This window comes from Vibrio sp. 2433-A1 (assembly GCF_056726085.1).
In genome coordinates this window covers 1-20,246 of sequence record NZ_JBRESC010000025.1, presented here as the reverse complement: position 1 = coordinate 20,246, position 20,246 = coordinate 1, and the positions used below count along the sequence as shown (strand labels likewise).

The 20,246-nt window shown below is 45.4% G+C and carries 19 protein-coding genes and 1 other annotated feature; of the genes, 5 read left to right on the top strand and 14 right to left on the bottom strand.

Going from position 1 to position 20,246, the window contains the following annotated elements; translation table 11 throughout:
- Window positions 1-300 precede the first annotated feature (300 nt).
- The 7 genes from trpA to trpL2 form a co-directional block, all read right to left on the bottom strand.
- On the bottom strand, window positions 301-1,107 hold the full coding sequence (trpA, locus tag ACU01J_RS18905) for a tryptophan synthase subunit alpha (protein ID WP_481087093.1): 807 nt from the start codon (window positions 1,105-1,107) through the stop codon (window positions 301-303).
- Entirely contained in the window at window positions 1,107-2,297 is a 1,191-nt protein-coding gene (trpB, locus tag ACU01J_RS18900; RefSeq protein WP_481087092.1) for a tryptophan synthase subunit beta, read from the bottom strand. Before trpB ends, trpA begins: the two co-directional genes overlap by 1 nt.
- Before the next feature lie 54 nt (window positions 2,298-2,351).
- Complete coding sequence (gene trpCF, locus ACU01J_RS18895) at window positions 2,352-3,779, bottom strand: bifunctional indole-3-glycerol-phosphate synthase TrpC/phosphoribosylanthranilate isomerase TrpF (RefSeq protein ID WP_481087091.1); 1,428 nt, start codon at window positions 3,777-3,779, stop codon at window positions 2,352-2,354.
- Between the two features lie 21 nt (window positions 3,780-3,800).
- A complete protein-coding gene (gene trpD, locus ACU01J_RS18890) occupies window positions 3,801-4,799 on the bottom strand; it encodes an anthranilate phosphoribosyltransferase (RefSeq protein WP_481087090.1) in 999 nt (332 codons plus the stop codon).
- Between the two features lie 11 nt (window positions 4,800-4,810).
- Window positions 4,811-5,401 (bottom strand): aminodeoxychorismate/anthranilate synthase component II, encoded by a 591-nt coding sequence (locus ACU01J_RS18885; RefSeq protein ID WP_481087089.1) that lies wholly within the window; start codon window positions 5,399-5,401, stop codon window positions 4,811-4,813.
- 12 nt (window positions 5,402-5,413) lie between these two features.
- On the bottom strand, window positions 5,414-6,988 hold the full coding sequence (locus ACU01J_RS18880; RefSeq protein WP_481087088.1) for an anthranilate synthase component 1: 1,575 nt from the start codon (window positions 6,986-6,988) through the stop codon (window positions 5,414-5,416).
- 128 nt (window positions 6,989-7,116) lie between these two features.
- Window positions 7,117-7,220: a sequence feature (Trp leader region), on the bottom strand.
- Entirely contained in the window at window positions 7,167-7,292 is a 126-nt protein-coding gene (trpL2, locus tag ACU01J_RS18875) for a tryptophan operon leader peptide (protein ID WP_004414369.1), read from the bottom strand. (Overlaps the previous feature by 54 nt.)
- A gap of 82 nt (window positions 7,293-7,374) precedes the next feature.
- On the opposite strand from trpL2, the gene rnm reads away from it, so the two are divergent.
- The 3 genes from rnm (at window position 7,375) to rluB (ending at window position 9,943) form a co-directional block, all read left to right on the top strand.
- Entirely contained in the window at window positions 7,375-8,241 is an 867-nt protein-coding gene (gene rnm / locus ACU01J_RS18870) for an RNase RNM (protein WP_481087087.1), read from the top strand.
- Window positions 8,242-8,277: 36 nt separating this feature from the next.
- Complete coding sequence (locus ACU01J_RS18865) at window positions 8,278-8,898, top strand: L-threonylcarbamoyladenylate synthase (protein ID WP_481087086.1); 621 nt, start codon at window positions 8,278-8,280, stop codon at window positions 8,896-8,898.
- A gap of 106 nt (window positions 8,899-9,004) precedes the next feature.
- Entirely contained in the window at window positions 9,005-9,943 is a 939-nt protein-coding gene (rluB, locus tag ACU01J_RS18860) for a 23S rRNA pseudouridine(2605) synthase RluB (RefSeq protein WP_053438125.1), read from the top strand.
- A 129-nt stretch (window positions 9,944-10,072) separates the two neighbouring features.
- Here the strand turns inward: rluB and ACU01J_RS18855 are convergent, their stop codons facing one another.
- The 6 genes from ACU01J_RS18855 to trxB form a co-directional block, all read right to left on the bottom strand.
- Window positions 10,073-10,501 (bottom strand): bactofilin family protein, encoded by a 429-nt coding sequence (locus tag ACU01J_RS18855; protein WP_481087085.1) that lies wholly within the window; start codon window positions 10,499-10,501, stop codon window positions 10,073-10,075.
- Window positions 10,405-11,358 carry a M23 family metallopeptidase gene (locus ACU01J_RS18850; protein ID WP_481087084.1) on the bottom strand — a complete coding sequence of 318 codons (954 nt, stop codon included), beginning with the start codon at window positions 11,356-11,358 and terminating at the stop codon, window positions 10,405-10,407. Before ACU01J_RS18850 ends, ACU01J_RS18855 begins: the two co-directional genes overlap by 97 nt.
- A gap of 239 nt (window positions 11,359-11,597) precedes the next feature.
- Window positions 11,598-11,750, bottom strand: a complete 153-nt coding sequence (locus tag ACU01J_RS18845; RefSeq protein ID WP_481087120.1) for a DUF1289 domain-containing protein — start codon at window positions 11,748-11,750, stop codon at window positions 11,598-11,600.
- A 141-nt stretch (window positions 11,751-11,891) separates the two neighbouring features.
- Window positions 11,892-13,613 (bottom strand): heme ABC transporter ATP-binding protein/permease CydC, encoded by a 1,722-nt coding sequence (gene cydC, locus ACU01J_RS18840; RefSeq protein ID WP_481087083.1) that lies wholly within the window; start codon window positions 13,611-13,613, stop codon window positions 11,892-11,894.
- A complete protein-coding gene (gene cydD / locus ACU01J_RS18835) occupies window positions 13,606-15,393 on the bottom strand; it encodes a heme ABC transporter permease/ATP-binding protein CydD (RefSeq protein WP_481087082.1) in 1,788 nt (595 codons plus the stop codon). The genes cydC and cydD overlap by 8 nt, the downstream gene beginning before the upstream one ends.
- Before the next feature lie 146 nt (window positions 15,394-15,539).
- Window positions 15,540-16,502 carry a thioredoxin-disulfide reductase gene (gene trxB, locus ACU01J_RS18830; RefSeq protein ID WP_481087081.1) on the bottom strand — a complete coding sequence of 321 codons (963 nt, stop codon included), beginning with the start codon at window positions 16,500-16,502 and terminating at the stop codon, window positions 15,540-15,542.
- A 403-nt stretch (window positions 16,503-16,905) separates the two neighbouring features.
- Between trxB and ACU01J_RS18825 the strand changes: the two genes are divergently transcribed.
- Both ACU01J_RS18825 and ACU01J_RS18820 read left to right on the top strand, forming a co-directional pair.
- The gene (locus ACU01J_RS18825; RefSeq protein WP_481087080.1) at window positions 16,906-17,562 is read left to right on the top strand and encodes a 2OG-Fe dioxygenase family protein; all 657 of its coding nucleotides are present in this window, start codon (window positions 16,906-16,908) and stop codon (window positions 17,560-17,562) included.
- Complete coding sequence (locus ACU01J_RS18820) at window positions 17,546-18,781, top strand: cysteine desulfurase-like protein (protein WP_481087079.1); 1,236 nt, start codon at window positions 17,546-17,548, stop codon at window positions 18,779-18,781. The genes ACU01J_RS18825 and ACU01J_RS18820 overlap by 17 nt, the downstream gene beginning before the upstream one ends.
- 38 nt (window positions 18,782-18,819) lie before the next feature.
- Here ACU01J_RS18820 and ACU01J_RS18815 read toward each other — a convergent pair whose 3' ends face one another.
- Window positions 18,820-20,151, bottom strand: coding sequence for an IS4 family transposase (locus ACU01J_RS18815; protein WP_481084253.1), 1,332 nt, complete (start codon window positions 20,149-20,151; stop codon window positions 18,820-18,822).
- Between the last annotated feature and the right edge of the window lie 95 nt (window positions 20,152-20,246).

Below are 20,246 nucleotides of genomic sequence, written 5' to 3'. Positions count from 1 at the left end.
ATCTGAGTTAAAACTCAAACATGGTTAATAATCTTGCCTCGCTTTTGTACACTTAAATTTTACAATTAGCAATACGTGTCAGTAATGAGAGACGTATTTAAAAACAGTTTTGTTGATAAGTGACAATTTTTTGCTCAATAGCAAACGATTACTTGGTGGATTGTAACTGCTGGGTCTATTTTATTTTGTAGATCTATTTGGGATTTGAATGATGGGAGTGGTGAGGTGAATGTTAAAAAGAAGATCGATTTCTCACGGCGTTAAGAAATCGATCTCATAGAGGTTTAGATGGCTAACACGTTACTTTTGTGTCGCAGCCTTCATGGATGAAACAAAGTTCTCAAGCTGCTGTAACATGTTGTCTGGCTGCTCGATATTGTTTTCAATGATCTTAACAACAGCTGATCCTGAAATAGCGCCTGCTGCACCGGCTTCGATCGCTTGCTTTACTTGCTCAGGTTCAGAGATACCAAAGCCCAGTAGCGCAGGTGGTGCATCAAACTGGTTTAGGCGCTCAAGTAGAGTGCTCACTGGCATGTTGGCTTTGGTTTCTGCACCAGTCACACCGGCACGTGAAAGTAGGTAAGTGTATCCACCACCCAGTTTTGCCACTTGGTCTAGAGTTTCGTCAGAAGCGGTTGGTGGCGCAATAAAGATTGGCTCAACACCATGCTTTCTCGCCGCTGCAACAAACTCTTCACTCTCGTTAGTCGGAACGTCAGCAATAAGAACTGAGTCGATACCGGCTTTGGCACAGCGCTCGTAGAAGTTATCAATGCCACGAGAGTAAACAAGGTTGGCGTACATTAGCAGACCAATCGGAAGGTCTGGGTACTTAGCGCGAATTTGGCTAATCAGATCAAAACAAATATCAGGAGTTGCCCCCGAATCTAAAGCACGGATGTTTGCACCTTGAATCGTTGGGCCATCCGCTAATGGATCAGAGAATGGAATACCAAGCTCTAGGGCATCAGCGCCGGCCTCGACCAAGGTTTCCATAATTTGTAGGGACTGCTCAGGATTCGGATCGCAAACTGTTACGAACGGAACGAAAGCACCTTGATTTTTATCGTTTAGGCGCGCGAATAGCTTTTCATAACGGTTCATTAGATCGCTCCTTTTTGTTGCAGAATGTCATGTACAGTAAAGATGTCTTTGTCACCACGACCAGATAGGTTAACCACCAGTAGTTGTTCTTTCTCTGGGTTCTCACGAGCCATACGCAGTGCGTGTGCAAGAGCGTGAGATGACTCAAGAGCAGGGATGATACCTTCGCTACGCGCTAGCTCTTGGAACGCATCTAGTGCTTCGTCATCAGTGACGTTGTCGTATTCAGCACGGCCAATTGCGTTAAGGTGTGCGTGCTGTGGACCAACTGATGGGAAATCGAGGCCAGCCGATACAGAGTAAGACTCTTCAACCTGACCATTTTCATCCTGCATCAATGGTGCTTTCATACCGAAGAAGATACCGGTTTTACCGTGTTTCAGCGGAGCGCCGTGTTGGTCGGTATCAATACCTTTACCAGCAGGTTCAACACCGATAAGACGAACGGTTTCTTCTTCAATGAAGTCTGCGAACATACCGATAGCATTTGAACCACCACCCACACAAGCAATCACTGCGTCCGGTAGGCGACCTTCGCATGCTAGAATTTGGTTCTTAGTCTCTTCACCAATCATGCGTTGGAAATCGCGAACAATAGTTGGGAACGGGTGAGGACCTGCTGCAGTACCTAATAGGTAATGGGCGTCTTCATAGCTTGCTGACCAGTCACGTAGAGCTTCGTTACAAGCGTCTTTGAGTGTTGCAGAACCAGAGTGCACAGGGATAACTGTTGCGCCCATTAGCTTCATACGGAATACGTTCGGGCTTTGACGCTCAACGTCTTTTGCGCCCATGTATACGCGGCACTTAAGACCCAGTAGGGCACACGCCAGCGCAGTAGCTACGCCGTGTTGACCTGCACCAGTTTCAGCGATGATCTCTTCTTTACCCATACGCTTGGCTAGTAGAGCTTGACCTAATACTTGGTTAGTTTTGTGTGCGCCACCGTGAAGAAGATCTTCACGTTTTAGGTACAGTTTGGTTTTCGTACCCTTTGTTAGGTTACGAGTTAATGTTAGTGCAGTAGGACGGCCTGCGTACTCTTGCAGCAGAGTCATAAACTCGCTGCGAAACTCTGGGTCTTCCTGCGCGTCAATAAACGCTTGCTCTAGTTGCTCAAGGGCAGGGACAAGAATCTGTGGTACATACTGACCACCGTATTCGCCGAAGTAGGCATCTAATTTAGCCATGGTGTAAATCCTTCATTTTGGGATAGCGCCAGTTATTACTCACGCTACAAATAATTAGTAGTTTCGAATTGCTACAAAAACTTGCTCAAGTTTTTCTGCGTCTTTTTTACCAGGAGAAGATTCAACGCCGGAGTTTAGGTCTAAGCCCAGACAACCTTGCTCTGAAGCTTTTTGGGCGTTGAACGGAGTAATACCACCTGCCAACATGACCTTAGATGGGTCGCCAATCAGTGACCAATCAAATACAAGGCCTGTACCGCCGACTTGTTTACCAACTTTAGTGTCCAATAAGTGACGGTCGATATGCTCAGCAATCAGCGTTGGCATAGACTCGCTAACGCCATACGCTTTCCAAATCTCCACCTGCTCTGGAAGCTTAGACTTGAGCTCAGAAACAAATGTTTGGTCTTCGTCACCGTGCAGTTGCACGCCCGTTAGGCCAAGTTGCTCGGCAGTCTCTATGATCTGCTCGATGGAGTGGTTTTGGAATACGCCGATGTACTTTAGCGGTGCGCCGCTCATGGTTAAGCGCGCTTCTTCTAGGTTAACAAAGCGTTTAGACGCTTCAACGAAAATCAGACCACCAAAGATAGCCCCCGCTTTGTATACCTTAGCGGCATCGTCTGGGTGGGTCAGGCCGCATACCTTGTTCTCACCTAATATCACTTTACGTACTGCGAGCTCAAGGTTCTCTTCAGCCATCAGTGAGCTACCAATTAGGAAGCCGTCAGCATATGTCGCTAGATCTCTCACTTGCTGATGCGTGTAGATGCCAGACTCTGAAATAATGGTTGCTTCAGGCGCTAGCTCACGAATGGTTGGCGCAAGCTCTTTGGTGCGATTTAGGTCAGTCGAAAGGTCACGCAGGTTACGGTTATTGATACCGATAACCTTGGCACTTAACTTAACGGCGCGGTGCAGCTCTTCTTCGTTGCTGACTTCGGTCAACACGCCCATTTCGAGTGAGTGCGCAACTTGAGCAAGTTCAGCATACTCTTGGTCGTTGAGTACAGAAAGCATCAATAGGATTGCATCTGCTTGGTAGTGGCGAGCCAAGTAAACTTGGTAGCTATCAACCATAAAGTCTTTACACAGGATAGGCTGCTTCGCTTGCTTTCTAACTTGAGGTAAGAACTCAAAGCTACCTTGGAAATACTTCTCGTCGGTCAGCACTGAAATCGCATTCGCGTGGCTGTTGTATACCGACGCAATGTAATCTAAATCGAAGTGATCTCGGATCAGACCTTTCGATGGCGATGCTTTTTTACACTCAGTAATGAATACCGTATTTTGGTTGTTAAGAGCATCGTAGAAGCTGCGATCAGATGCCGTCAGATCGCTTTTAAATGTATCAAGTGGTTGTTGCTCTTTGCGCTCGGCTACCCATTGATACTTATCTTTGACAATTTTTGCCAATACTTCAGCCATTTCAGCTTCTTTTGCTGAAACGTGTTCGGATAGCTTATTTTTAACCTCAGTCATGATGTTTCCTTTTGCTCTGGGTTACGCGTGTGCGGCAAGTTTCTTGACAAGCTCGTAAGCTTTACCTGAATTCATTGCGTCGATGGCTTGTTGGGTATTGGCTTTAAGATCTTCATGACCGAATAAGCGCATTAGCAAGGCCACATTGGCAGCAACTGCGCCAAGCTGAGCGTCTGTCCCTTTACCCGTCAGCATGTTAGTGATGATCGTTTTGTTTTCTTCTGGATCGCCACCTTTAATCGCTTCAAGTGGATGAGATTCTAAACCGAAGTCCGCAGGGGTTAGGGTGTACTCAATAATCTCACCGTCCTTGATCTCAGCGACTGTGGTATCACCGTGAATAGCGACTTCATCTAAACCACTACCGTGTACCACGGCCGCGCGCTTCATTCCCATTTGTAACATGGTTTCTGCGATAGGGCGAACAAGCTCTCGTGAGTACACACCCATCAGTTCTATGTTTGGACGCGCCGGGTTAATCAATGGGCCTAAGATGTTGAAAATCGTACGCGTCTTCATAGTTTGGCGTACAGGCATAGCATGACGAACACCGCCGTGGTATTGCGGCGCGAATAAGAAAGCAACACCAATCTCATCGACGGCTGTACGCGTATCTTCGGCGCTCATCGCTAGGTTAATACCGAAAGAGTCCAGTAAGTCAGAGCTGCCAGACTTGCTTGATACACTGCGGTTGCCGTGTTTAGCGACTTTTAGACCACAAGCTGCTGCAACGAATGCAGCAGTCGTTGAAATGTTAATCGTGTTATGACCGTCACCGCCTGTACCGACGATATCAGCGAAATCATAATCCGGGCGCGGGAAAGGACTTGCATTAGCTAGTAGCGCTTTTGCCGCACCCGCAATTTCGTCTGGGGTTTCACCTTTGATTTTTAACGCGGTTAACGCAGAGGCCATTAGGATTGGCTCTAACTCACCACGAATGATGACATCAAATAGCTGTTGGCTCTCTTCTTGAGTGAGTGACTGCTGCTCGTAAAGTTTGTTGATAATCTGTTCCATGACATTACTCCTTATTTGTCGTTCTTCTTTAGAGCCCACTCAATCGCATTGGCCAATAAGGTTGCGCCGTAGGTGGTCATAATCGATTCAGGGTGGAATTGGAATCCACACACCTTGTCTTCTTCTTGTACTACAGACATCACTAAGTCATCAACTTCAGCTGTAATGGTTAGCGAGTCTGGCACATGCGTTGCGACTAATGAGTGGTAGCGCGCAATTGCAAGTGGAGAAGGCAATTGAGCATAGGTCGCGTGATTTTGGTGTTCCATCATCGACACTTTACCGTGGATGATTTCACCAGCGCCTGCAACAGTACCGCCGTATGCTTGAACAATTGCCTGATGACCAAGACAAATACCAATCATAGGCACTTTGCCTTTTAATCGCTGAATGATTTCCGGCATAGAGCCCGCGTCAGCAGGTGCACCAGGACCTGGCGATAATAAGACGACAGGGTTTTCTAACTGTTTAACCGCTGACTCAATTGTGTCAGCAGCAATGTTGTTGCGATAGATTTTGACTTCATGACCTAGGGAACGAAATTGATCAACTAGGTTGTAAGTGAAAGAGTCAAAGTTATCGATAAATAGGATATTCGCCATCTCTTCCACCTATTACTTATTTTGAATTGGCTGATGAGCCGCTTGAATCGCAGAGATTACTGCTTGAGCTTTACCGCGCGTTTCATCTGCTTCCGCTTGCGGGTCAGAATCAAATACCACACCAGCGCCAGCTTGTACTTGAGCAATGCCATTTTCTACATATGCTGAGCGAATCACGATACAGGTATCTAGTGTCCCTTCACCGGTTAGGTAGCCAACTGCGCCGCCGTAGCTGCCACGACGAGCTCCTTCTACATCGCGAATCAGTTGCATCGCACGAATCTTAGGTGCGCCGGTTAGCGTGCCCATGTTCATACAAGCTTGGTAGGCATGTAGAGCATCTAGATCGTTACGTAGTTGGCCAACCACGCGAGAAACCAAGTGCATTACGTGGCTATAACGGTCAACTTTGAGTAGGTCAGCTACATGGCGAGTGCCTGCTTTAGAAATGCGTGCAACATCGTTACGTGCTAAGTCAACCAGCATCATATGCTCTGCGTTTTCTTTTTTGTCGGTGCGAAGCTCTAATTCAATGCGGCAGTCTAGATCGAAATCAATGTCGCCATTTGGGCGTTTGCCGCGGCGGCGAGTGCCAGCAATCGGGTAGATTTCAACTTGGTTGGTATGAGTTTCGTACTTAAGTGCACTTTCAGGTGACGCGCCAAACAGGGTAAACAGCTCATCTTGCATATAGAACATGTAAGGGCTTGGGTTTGATTGCTTAAGCTCTTTATATGCGGCAAGAGGAGAAGGGCACGGTAAAGTAAAGCGGCGTGATGGCACGACTTGAAACACATCGCCTTTAACAACGTACTGCTTTAATTCTCGTACGGTTTGACAGAAGTCTTCATCGGAAACACTTGGTACTGCGCTTGTATCCGCCACAGGGGTTGCATCTGGCAGTTGCTTTAACGTTGAACAAGCTTGACGTATTTCTTCTAAACGCGTTTCAAGTACAGACTTTTGTTGGTCATTGGCAAACAGTGCCGCTTGTAAGTCACAGCTCTGTTTTTGGTGATCGACAACCAACAGAGTCTCGGCGACATAGAAGACGTAATCCGGGCATTGGTTGGTTGCCTGCGCGCTACCTAAAGGTTCAAAATTGGCCACAAGGTCGTAAGCAAAAAGGCCACCGATAAAGATCGCATGTTTGTGTAGCCCTTCAATATCGAAGCTGTGCTGAATCAGTCTGAGTGCATCGAAAGAAGAAGCTTCACGCAGTCGCGAATCTTCATCAAGCGTATCGCAAGGAGAACTGTACTCTAGAACAAGCTCTGTTCCGTCAAAACGGTTTTCAATACCGTCGTTAATATTATGAGTTAAGTGAGAAAGTAGGTGCTTACCGTTTTCAGTCAGCGCGGTCATAGTGACAGTGTGACCAAAACATACGATGCGTACTGCAGAATCAACAATCAGTAAGCTTTGAAGGTCTTGCTTAGAATCGATCTCGGCCGACTCTAGTAACAGGCTATCTGTCTTGTTCTCGCACAGAGTATGGAACAACTGTGTTGGATCCTGAGCGTAAGGCGCGGTAGTACGAATGAGCTCAAGGTTACCTAGCTTTTGAATATTAATGGCCTTGTTCACAAGACCTCCTTTTCTCTTAATAATTTTTCTTCCTGCCGTACATATTCGCATAAAGCAAACGTTCTCCCAATTAAGATTTGGTCAAATCTGGTGATTGTTTAAGCACTTAGATGCAAGGCAGACAACAAAACAAAAAGCCCGCTATGGTAGCGGGCTTGATATACATGAAATCTATAATTTAGAAGTACACGTTAGCCCACCAAGAACTTGTCCAAGTGCGCCACCAAGCAAGGTCAGCTGAGCTACGATTGATCGTATCAGCGTTAACTTTTGCATTTTGCTTTAGGTTGATGTCTTGTAACATAGTGAGCCCAAATTCAGGTACTTCGCATTTGTGTACTAGTTAACTAGTGCAGAGGTAAAAAGTCAACTAAAAAAACAGAATTATGAGAATTGATTTACATAGCCATACCACCGCCTCTGATGGACGATTACCTCCGAATGAACTGATTGATAGGGCACTAAGCTTTAACCTCGAAGTTTTAGCTATTACCGATCATGATACGATTGACGGTTTGGATTTGGCTCGTCAATACATTAATGACAATGAACTGCCGATCAAACTCATAAATGGTATTGAGATCTCTACGGTTTGGCAGAATAAAGACATTCATATTGTTGGACTTAATATTGACCCGACAAGCGATGCACTACTGTCTCTTATTGGCCAACAAAAAAGCCATCGAGAATCTCGTGCGGAGCTGATCGCTCACCGTCTGGAAAAAGCGACCAGAGAAGGGGTGTTAGCTGAGGTAAAACTCATTGCTGGAGATGCGCCAGTAACTCGCGCCCACTTTGCTAAGTGGTTAGTTGATAATGGTTATGCCAAAACGATGCAGCAGGTATTTAAAAAATACTTAACACGCAATAATCCAGGCTACGTGCCACCGACGTGGTGTTCAATGAAAGATGCGGTTGATGCTATTCATGCCGCTGGTGGGCAAGCCGTTTTGGCACATCCTGCGCGATACGATTTGACTGCTAAATGGCTCAAACGTCTATTAGCGGCTTTTGTTGAAGCAGGTGGAGATGCGATGGAAGTCGCTCAACCTCAACAAGGGCAACAAGAAAGACGCAACTTGGCCGATTATGCTATACAATACAAACTATTAGCCTCACAAGGCAGTGACTTTCATTATCCGTCACCGTGGATGGAGCTAGGACGAAACCTTTGGCTACCGTCAGGTGTCGAAGCAGTATGGAAAGATTGGGGTATTGAGCCTTCTAAATCAGATTCAATCAATACCAATTAACTATAGAGTCGTGAGACTCGATATTGAGGAATTACAATGAGCCAGTTTTTTTACGTTCACCCAGAAAACCCACAGGCTCGCTTGATTAACCAAGCTGTAGCAATCATACGTAATGGTGGGGTGGTGATTTACCCAACCGATTCAGGCTATGCCCTTGGCTGTCAGCTTGAGAACAAACAGGCGCTAGAGAGAATTTGTCAAATTCGTCGTCTAGATGACAAGCATAACTTCACGCTACTATGCCGCGACCTTTCTGAGCTGTCACTTTATGCGCGCGTTGACAATAGCGCATTTCGTCTACTGAAAAACAACACTCCAGGCCCTTACACCTTTATCTTTAAAGGGACTAAAGAAGTCCCACGTCGTTTGATGAATTCAAAGCGTAAGACGATTGGTATTCGTGTGCCGGATAACCGTATTGCTTTGGATTTATTAGAAGCACTGGGTGAGCCTCTAATGTCGACGTCACTTATCTTACCGGGTAACGACATCACTGAGTCAGATCCTGAAGATATTCGCGATAAACTAGAACACGCTGTTGACTGTATTTTGAACGGCGGCTACCTAGGTGAACAACCAACGACTGTCATCGATTTTAGTGATGATGAACCTAAAGTAGCTCGTTTAGGTTCCGGTGATCCAGCCCCTTTTGAATAATCAAAAGTTAGTGATTTCCTCCACAGTTTTTGCGATAATGTGCGGCCGCGATTTTGGGTCGCACTTGTTTATTCGACGTCTGAGAAGACGACACATAGGTAGATAAATGAACGAAAAATTACAGAAAGTATTAGCTCGAGCTGGCCATGGCTCTCGTCGCGAACTGGAAGCTTTAATTAAAGCCGGTCGCGTGAGTGTGAACGGCGTTGTAGCTAAGCTTGGTGAACGACTAGAAGATGAAAACGCCGTTGTGCGTATCGATGGTCATACTGTTTCTGCGAAAGCTCAGGAAGAGGTGGTTTGTCGAGTTCTTGCGTACTACAAGCCGGAAGGTGAGTTGTGTACTCGTCATGACCCTGAAGGTCGCCGAACTGTATTTGACCGTCTACCTAAAATCCGTGGCTCTCGTTGGATCTCAGTTGGTCGTCTAGATGCAAACACATCTGGTCTACTTCTGTTTACAACCGACGGTGAACTTGCGAACCGCCTAATGCACCCTAGCCGCCAAGTTGAACGTGAATACTTGGTGCGTGTGTTTGGTGAAGTAACTGAGCAGAAAGTTAAGAACCTAGTACGTGGCGTAGAGCTAGAAGATGGCATGGCGCGTTTCGAAGATGTTGTCTACGCAGGCGGTGATGGTATGAACCACACTTTCTATGTTGCAATTAACGAAGGTCGTAATCGCGAAGTTCGTCGTCTTTGGGAATCTCAAGATACGACTGTAAGCCGTCTGAAACGTGTACGTTACGGTGATATCTACCTAGACAAGAAATTGCCTCGTGGTGGATGGATGGAACTTGATCTGAAAGAAGTGAACTACCTGCGTGAACTAGTAGAACTTCGTCCAGAGAAAGAAACGCTACTTGATGAAAACAAAGCAAACACTTCTCGTAAGCGTGAGCGTTCTCGTAGCCAGAAGATTCGTCGTGCAGTTAAACGTCACGAAGAGCGCGTAAACAGCGGTGGTGGCCGTAGTAACAACCCATCACGCCGTAAGCCTAAGAAAGGTGCGGGTAAACCAAACGCACGTAATAAGCAGCGCTAAACAGTACTCTTAGCTAAGCAGATTCTAAATCCGAGTGTTGAAAAACACTCGGATTTTTTATTTCTGAAGCGCTAAGAGATTATTACGGAATTAAGCGGGTTGATTCTGTTCTATAGAACCTCTGATAGGCTAGGCGCTTTTGTGGCTTGAGAATGGTTTCGTTTGGCCTTCAGCCGATGGTTTATTAAGGCTCACCACTTCTTTTTCAGGTAGCTCTGCTGCTTCTCCGAAGAACTTACCGCCTGGTTCAATACTTAAATTATTGCTCCAGATTTTACCGCTAACACGTCCTTTCGATAGTACTTGAACACGTTCTACATAGCAGTTGCCATCAAGAATACCGTTGACGATAAGTTGCTTTGCGTAAATCTCTCCTTTCACACAGCCGTTCTCTGCAACGACTAAAGTGCCGTCTACGTGCAGTTGACCTTCTACGATGCCATCAATCTGAATATCGCTTTCTACCTTGAGTTCTCCGCTAACAGCACATCCTTTGGCGATGATAGTTGAAGTTGCTGAGCTACTCGCTGTTCTACGGTCTCGATTAAAGATTCCCATCGTATTTGTCGTTCCTTAGTAAAAATGTCGTCAAAATTATTCAGATTCCAGTCAACGAATGATCGAGGGTTCAAAGCTCTTCCGACAAAACGCACCTCATAGTGAAGGTGGGGACCAGAAGAGAGGCCACTGTTGCCTGAGATAGCGATAAGCTGTCCTTTTGTGACAAACTCACCGCTTTTGACTTTGAAACCCTTCAAGTGTGAATAAGAGCTCGAAAAGCCGAAAGAATGTTGTAAACGCAAAAAATTGCCCGACCCTTTACTGCTGTATCGAGTCACTTCAACAACCCCATCCGCAGGGGCGTATACTTTGGTACCCGTATTGGCAGCAAAGTCTAATCCTCGATGCATTTTGCTGGTTTTGGTCACAGGGTGAATGCGTTTACCAAAACCTGATGACATCCTGATGTCCCCAACTGGGGATCCGCTAGGGATCTGATTGAGCATCGCTAGTCTGACGTTTGAGGTAATAGCAGCGATATCTAAGCGTGTATCTAAACTGTGCTCAGTGGTCTCATTTGCGAACCCCAGGACTTTTTCTAACTCAACTAATCTCTCGGATACCAATTGTACGCGTTCTTCACGTTCAGATAAGTCAGTTTCGAGTTCCGACTTAAGCGCCTTTAAGCTATCTAACTCTTGGCCAATATTACGCGAATGTTCTGCCAGCTCTGACTGCTTTAGCATCGCGTCGCCAACTTGAGAGTAAAGATGATCAATGAGAAACACGGTTGCGGTGATTGCCAGTACAACCACAACTAAGCAAGTTTTTAAGTGACGCTGCATCGTTTTGCTGAAATACCAATGCTTGGAACCATTGATAGTCGAAACAGTAATTGTTAATTGGTCTTTCATGGTGTTTATTAATTCATTGGATTAATTGTTTTTTCATTATTGATAGCTGTGACTTTAAGGAAAAATGGTCGTTATTGCTAGAAGTTCACATGGATGAATTGTCAAGGCGTGAGCTGTTTTCAGACTATCGACAAAAGTTGTTTACGCGTTTGAATCTTACGAGATGTTTGTTTTTCAGAATAGGGGCACGAGTCAAATTTGAGAGGGTGAAATCGTAATAATGTATGTGTGAACGGAAGTTAATATCGATTATTTTTCGCTTGTCTTCGTTTACATTTGGCTAAGATAGCTTGCTTTTCTGCATTCGGTGACTGAGACCAGTGCAGAATTTCTTCAAGCGTGCGAAAACAACCCAAGCATACATCATTGTCATCGAGACAGCAGTTACGCACGCATGGATTAGGGAAGGTGGGCTCTTCATCAGGCGTTGTGTTCAAGAATTTGTTACCTGTATTCGTCTCATAGGTATAAATATACAAAAAGACCCAGCACAACGAGAAGTCATGCTGGGTCTTTTTTATCAATCACTCTGCCTATAAGGTTTGATTAAGTGCGTAGTAACGGCCTTGCACTGCCATCAGCTCGTCGTGGTTGCCATGCTCAACGATTCTGCCTTGCTCAATCAAACAAATAGAGTCCATTTTATCGAGGTCGACCAATCGGTGAGTAATGAACACTACGGTCTTACCTTTAAAGTGCTGTTCGAACAACTGCATCATTTGTTGCTCAGTCTGCTTGTCTAAACCTTCAGTTGGTTCATCCAATAGCAAGATTGGCGCGTTGTGTAATAACGCTCTTGCAATACCGATACGGCGCTTCTCACCACCAGATAACTGGCGGCCGCCATCACCGAGCCAAGTATCAAGTGCTGTATCTTCTAACAGCTTCGATAGGCCCACTTTTTCCAGTGCTTGAACAAGCTCTTGGTCATCGGCATCTGGTTTTGCCATCACAAGGTTATCGCGCAGTGAGCCATTCAATATATCAACGCGTTGACTAACGACACTGATTGCTTGGCGCAGTTGGCTCTCGCTCCATTGGTCAATTGGCTTCCCTGCTATCTCAATGGTGCCTTGCTGAACATCCCAATAGCGGTTCAATAATTGGAGTAGGGTAGATTTACCTGAACCTGTTTGACCAACAATGGCGATACGATGCTGAGCAGGAATGGTCAGCTCGACATTGGAGATAACTTGGCTATTGCTGTCTGGATAGTGGAAAGAAATATCTTTGTAAGCAATAGAGAACTCTTCTCCGTGCTCAATACGTTCTTCAGGAAACTGTACATCCGGTTGTGAAAGAATGATGTCATTGAGTCGGCGAGCAGAGGTTAATGTCTGGCCGAGATGCTGGAAGGCTCCGGCAATCGGCATCAGTAACTCGACGCTTGCCATCGTTGCGAATGCGACTAGTGCAATCATCGGATCTGGAGTGTTGCCGCCCACGCCATCGGCTGAAAGCCACAACATGAGAACAACTGTCCAACCGTTGGCTAACATAAGTAATGCTTGAGCAATACCGGAAAAGTGTGCGTTGAAGTACTGGTTTTTTAGTAGCTTATCTTGAGCATTAAGAATTGCATTGCGGTAGCGTTCTTCTGCGCCAAATAAGGTCAGTTCACTATAGCCCTGAAGCCAGTCGAGTGTTGAAACACGCAGTTGAGCTTTATGCTGAGTCAACTCGCTACCGTTACGTTTACCAAGCTTATAGAACAAGACCGGCCAAGCTAGAACCAGCGATAATAGGATCGCGCCAAGCGTTAGACCGAGATCTTTATCAAACCAGCATACAAGTGCAGTTAGGCCAAGAATACCGAGAGTGCCAACAACCATAGGGCTGATAAGGCGCAGATAAACGTGGTCCATTGCATCAACGTCAGCGACAAGGCGGTTGAGCAGGTCAGCATCACGCAGATTCGAAACTCGACCCGGAATGAGAGGCGCTAACTTCGAGAAGAAGAATACACGCAGATCGGTCAGCAGCTTAAACGTTGCATTATGGCTAACGACACGCTCTCCCCACCGTCCCGCAGTACGGCCCATTGCAAAGCCGCGTACAAAAGCACCCGGCAGCATATAGTTGAAGGTTTCGCGAGCAATGGTTAAGCCAGCCACAGCAGCGGCAGATAAAAACCAACCAGACAGAGTGAGCAGACCAATTGATGCCGCTACGGTCAAAAAGGCGAGTAACATGCCAAGAGATAGGCCAAACCAGTGCTTTTTATACAGCTTTAAGTAGGGAAGTAAATCACGCATCTAGGTTCCCCTTATTCGCTTGGTTTAAGGCTTGGTTAGCTTGCAACATTGACTGGAACAGACCTTGCTCTTGAGCCAGCGTTTCAAATTGGCCGGATTGAACCAGTAGTCCATTTTCCATGACAAGTATTTGGTCGACATTGCGTAATGGTGTTAGCTGGTGGGTGACCATCAGCGCAGATTTATCTGCAATTTGAGTGTCTAAGCCCTGCATGACCAACTTTTCGCTGCGCGCATCTAGACTTGCAGTTGGCTCATCCAATAACCAGAACTTACCATTTTGAACCATTGCTCGGGCGAGGGCTAAGCGCTGTGCTTGACCAACCGACAGACCACCTGAACGGTCTGAAATGGAGTAGTCTAACCCGTGCTGACTAACAAACTCAGCAGAAAACGACTTTTCTAATGCATGGTTGATTATTTCGTCACTCACATTGGATTTACCCAGAGTAATATTGTCACGAATCGAGCCATGTAAGAGAAGAGGGTTTTGACCAACCCAACTAATCTGTTCGCGCCAGTTTTCTAACGAGAGTTCACGGCGTTCGATACCGTTGATAGTGAGTGAACCTTTGTAGGGTAAGAATCCCAGAATCGCATTGATTAAGCTGGTTTTACCTGCACCACTTGGGCCAACAAGGGCAGTGGTTTGCTTTGCATTGAGTAAAAAGCTGATAGGGCCAACGAGCTTTTGTCCTTCAGGAGAATAGATTTCTAAATTTTGCGCTTGGATTACAACGTCATCTTCGTCATTGAGCGTCTTCTGTCCAGAGCTGACTGTTTCAACATCGGTTTCGATAAATTCGACAATACTTTCAGCTGCGCCCACCGCTTGTTGTTTGGCGTGATAGAAAGTACCCAGATCACGTAGCGGTTGATAGAACTCAGGGGCTAAAACTAGGATAAATAGGCCAGCAAACAGTGTGACTCCTGCGCCGTAATCACCAAAGTTCAATTCACCAATGAAGGCAAACCCGAAGTACACCGCGGTAAGAGCAATGGAGATTGAGGTGAAGAACTCAAGAACGGCTGACGATAAGAAAGCAATCTTTAACACATCCATAGTGCGAGTGCGGAATACTTCGGATGCACCGTGCATGACTTCGGTTTCCGCTTTGGTACGATCAAATAGTCGGATAGTAGTCATTGACTGTAAGCGGTCGTAAAAGTGGCCAGAAAGGCGTTGTAAGGCTTTGAAATTTTTACGGTTTGCATCCGCCGCTTTCATCCCAACTAATGCCATGAATAAAGGCACAAGTGGGGCTGTGATCAGGAAGATTAATCCTGCGGCCCAGTTAACAGGGAATACCACAATCAAAATAACGAAAGGTACCAAAACGGACAAAGACATTTGCGGTAAGTAGCGGGCAAAGAAGTCGTGCATGTCTTCGACTTGTTCAAGTAGCAAGGTTGCCCATGCACCAGCGGGTTTGCCTTTAATGTATGCAGGTCCTAATTCACGCAGTTTGTCCAAGATTAACTGACGGATATAGACACGGATCTGTTCTCCACAGCGGTAACCTGCTATTTCTCGTCCCCATGAGCAAAGGGCACGGACCGCAATGATAGTTACTAGGCCTAGAAAGTGGGGAACAAGCTGGTATTTGTCGACATGTTCGATGATAAGTTGGTGCAAAATAGTGGCAAGCAAAGCGGCTTGGGCCAAGAGAAATATGCTTGAAAGAACACCGAGACCCACAGCTATCATAAGCCAGCGCTTGGCGAGCTTACTCTGCTGCTTGAGCCATTGATTCAAGCTGCGTTGTTTCTTTTTATCCATCGTGAAGGCTTAATGAGAATTATTATTACGAATTAGAATGGCGCATTATACAAAAGAAAGCCCCGCGGGAATACCGCAGGGCTTTAAGGATTTGAGCTAAAAGTGAAAAATATTATTTACGTTTAGCGTGTAACTTATCAATGAGGTTACTTGTTATCAGCTAATCCATCTAAAAAACGTTCGGCATCTAGCGCAGCCATACAACCCGTACCTGCAGAGGTGATCGCTTGACGGTAGTTATGATCCATAACATCACCCGCTGCAAAAATACCAGGGATACTTGTTTGCGTCGCGTTACCTTCAAGGCCGGATTGAACGATAATGTAACCATCTTTCATCTCCAGTTGACCTTCAAACATTGCAGTATTTGGCTGGTGACCTATGGCAATGAAAGCACCCATCACGTCGATCTGTTCGATAGCATCAGACTGAGTATCTTTAATACGAACGCCAGTTACACCCATGTCATCGCCTACGACTTCTTCAAGTGTGCGATCGGTGTGTAGAACAATATGGCCGCTTTCGACTTTATCCATCAGGCGCTTAACAAGAATTTTCTCTGCGCGGAAGGTGTCACGGCGGTGAATTAAATGAACTTCAGACGCAATGTTTGAAAGGTAAAGCGCTTCTTCAACCGCAGTATTACCACCACCAACGACGGCTACTTTTTGGTTACGGTAGAAGAAACCATCACAAGTGGCACAAGCTGACACTCCGCGGCCTTTGAAGGCTTCTTCAGACTCTAATCCTAAGTACTTAGCTGAAGCACCAGTAGAAATGATTAAAGCATCACAGGTGTATTCGCTGCTATCACCTTTGAGACGAAACGGGCGCTGACTAAAATCAACCTCGTTAATATGATCAAACAAAATTTCAGTTTCAAAGCGTTCAGCGTGCTCTTTCATTCTGTCCATCAAACCAGGGCCAGTTAGACCTTCAGAATCACCAGGCCAGTTTTCAACTTCAGTTGTGGTGGTTAATTGTCCACCTTGCTGCATGCCCGTCACTAGAACAGGGTTAAGGTTTGCGCGAGCAGCATAAACTGCTGCGGTGTAGCCAGCTGGTCCTGAACCTAAGATAAGAAGGTTGCTATGTTTTACGTCGCTCATTTGTGCTCCATTAGCGGTGACGCTTTATCATCTATTTGACTTCGATTGTATGGAATATATGGGGTCTTTTAAAGCGTTAGCAAGGCGGTGGAATGTAATAATTGGTTATAGATTAGAACGCAAACGTTAACTTGCAGGATATAGATAAAACTCTAACGTATTGATGTTCAAAGTTATTTATAAACAGACTAGTGAAGTCATCTAGTTTTTGACATTGTGACTTTCTTAAACTGGTTTATGTGTCTGAATATTCTTCTATTTGTGGTTTATGCATCTTTATTTTAATTTTTGGTGGATTGAAATGCTAAATAAAGTTGATCTGCCGATATATATGCGCAAATAATAAATGTGAATAATATGTTAACTATAACCACAAGTATGTACCTTCATTAAGGAGATGATGATGCTGCATCAACGAGAAACAACCCTACAACTGACTAAGTTAAGCGATTCTGCCATTTCTCAACTAGCCCCTTCTTTCATGCATTTACCGCATACAGAGCACGCAGATGGGAAATTTCGCTTAAGACGTTATTCAGTGGTTGCACTTCAAGATGGTCAGGTCGTCGACTTGAATAAGAACGAGTTTATGCAAACGGACGATATAAACCGTTTCCAAGGCAATGTAGTTCGCCAATTTGAAGGTATTGAAGCGTTCATCCTAGAAAGTGAGGGTATGCGAGAAATGTGCTCTATGTTCGCTGCATCGAACCAGCTACAAGATGGTCAGGAAATTGAAATCCACCAAATTCGCATTTCCGCTATTTACGATGAAACCCAAGTCGCGCCAGAAGGTGTTCACCAAGACGGCTTTGAACATATCGCGCTGGTAGGTATGGGGCGTCATAATATTGAAGGGGGAGATATCATGCTGTACAACAGTTTCAATGAAGCTCCGTTCTTCCGCAAAGTATTATTAAGTGGTGAAGTAGCGATGCTTGCAGATAACAAGCTTTGGCACAATGCCCAGCCAATTCGTTCCGTAATTGAAGGCAAAGAAGGCCATATGGATGTGTTTGTTTTAACTGCAAAGGGCGCTACTAATGAGCTTCACTCCTAACTTATCAAGAGCGCAATTTAGCGCGTTAAGCCAAACGCACAATGAGCTGCCGATTATTTTTCTTGATGGCCCGGGTGGTTCACAAGTACCTAAATCAGTATTAGAAGCGATTCAGGCTTACCTAGGCTTCTTCAATTCAAACTTAGGCGGGCACTACTTTTCGAGTAGAAACACAACGGATTTAATGCAGCGAGCACGTGAACATGCTCAAGTATTGGTCAATGCTGAATCGGCTGATAACATGGTGTTTGGCGCCAACATGACATCTTTGACCTTTCAATTGAGCCGCGCGATTAGCCGCAGTTGGGAGCCGGGAGATGAGGTGATCGTCACAGCGCTGGATCATTATTCAAATGTTTCGAGTTGGCAGCAAGCTGCGCAAGATAAAGGTGTTGTTGTACATCAGGCTCGTGTGAACGAAGAGAATTATGGACTAGATATTGAACATCTACTGTCGCTGATTAACAACAATACTAAATTGGTGGCGTTGACGTTTGCTTCCAATACCACGGGATCAATTGTTGATGTTAAACGTGTGGTAGATGCGGCGCATGCTGTCGACGCGATGGTTTACGTCGATGCTGTCCATTATGCACCACATCATCTCGTTGATGTGCAAGCTTTGGGCTGCGATTTCCTAGCTTGTTCAGCGTATAAGTTTTTTGGCCCTCACATCGGTATCGCCTATGTCGCACCGAAATGGCTACACTCTCTTAACCCATACAAAGTTGAACCTGCTACCAATCAAGGCCCGGGTCGTTTCGAAACGGGGACGCAAAGCTTTGAAGGCTTGGCAGGTTTTATCGCAGCGGTAAAGTACCTGTCTCAATGGGGCAATAGCGCTGACTCGCTAAGAAAGCGTTTGGTCGATTCGTATAAACAGTTCAGTCAGCACGAATCTGCGATCAGCGAACGGTTTTTATCGCGCTTGTCGGAACTAAGCGGCGTTACCTTATGGGGAGAACAACAAGCAGACAGCGAACTGAGAACGCCCACGTTTGCCTTAACGTTTGATAACCATTCGCCAATCGAGGTTGCCAAAAAGCTAGGCGAACGAAATATATGTGTTTGGAATGGCCATTTCTACGCATTAGGTTTAGTGCGTCAACTCGGCCTAGAGGAAAGTGGCGGTGTGGTTCGCGTAGGGTTCATGCACTACAACACCTTAGAAGAAGTCGATATTTTCTTTGATGAATTGAAGATCATCTTGAATCAATAAAGCCAAAGAAACAGGCCTCCAAGTTGGAGTAATGCCAGTCAGTTAAGCTGACTGGCATTTTTTCTATTTGTTGCGTACTTCTTGGGTTTCAACTTCACCCATCGAGGATAACTTCTATCTTCTCTTCGAGGCGGTAAGATAAACATGGATACATGCTCTAGTAATACCTCATAGTGTTTAGGGAGCTTTCCTGGGCTTGTTAAAGGCAACGCTGCAAAGTATTGCGTCACAGCCATAGCGCTACTCGTAAAGCTCAGTTGATTTGGCCAGACGCTATCTAACCTACTTGCCGCTTTTGTCATAACCTGCCTGATAAGGTTATAGGCGAGTAAAATACCCCAGAGCTCCTGCTTAACCATATCTGGACGCTTGCTTCGCAATGTATACTCACTGTCAAGTAAGGTCTGCTTCATTTCCCGATAGCCTAATTCGATTTCCCAGCGATAACGATAGAGCTCTACGATTTCTTCGCCAGGAAAACGTAACCCATCACGCATTGATGTAAGCACCTGATACTCCTTACCTTTAATGATTTTTGAGACTAACCTTGCTTCAACTACATCAGGAAGTTCACTAAACTTCTTTCTTGCCTGAGGTGTTGTTTTAATCGCAACGATTGCATCACTCTTGCTGTACCTATGAACGACTTCATACTGGAAGTCTTTTCTCACAGGGAGCATCCAATGCCTCTCTTGGCCGACTTTGTTCCATCGGTTAAGCAGTCCCAGAGAGTAATATCCTTTGTCAAAAATAGTCAGAGAATGGTCTGGCGTTTGTTCTATGAGTTCTTCTGCAAGCCGCATTTCGTTGGTTCGATAGTCAGAGAATGCACTATCGATGAGCTGATGACTTGTAAGCTCCATCAAGCAAACCATGCGTATCTTAGGGTAAATATTTTCAGATGACTGATTACGCTGTGCTTTAAACTCTTGATGATTTTCAGGTGTATCTGCCGTTCTCCAAACGACACCATCGACAGATAGAAGATTGAGTCCACACCAAGTTTCAAACTTAGAAGATTGATAACTCTGAGCCGCCATCGTCTTAAAGACTTGTTTAACACCTTCTTCGCCTAATCTCTGCCTCGCTTGGACAACAGCACTTGGCGCAACAAAGCGCTGTTTGTCTGGTAGGACAATATCAAGTTGGTTAGCGATATCCCAAACAGATTGTTGCCGAAAAAGACTCATTCCTACAACGGACCAAAGTACTGCTTCCAAGGGTAAGCGTCTTCTTCTCACTGTTGCTACACCAGCTTTTTCAAAACCTTGCTGGATAAGCTCTGGACTAAGGATCTCAGAGTATTTGTCAAAGTGATGGAAGGTATTGCATGAGCGAAAAGTATTCGCAAGTTGGCTTTCTAAAGACATGAAAAATCCGATATTAGTTTCCTAATATCGGATTTTGAAGCCTTTTGAGGATCGGTCAAATGATCTCAAAAATTTTTCTTAACTGATCGGCATTA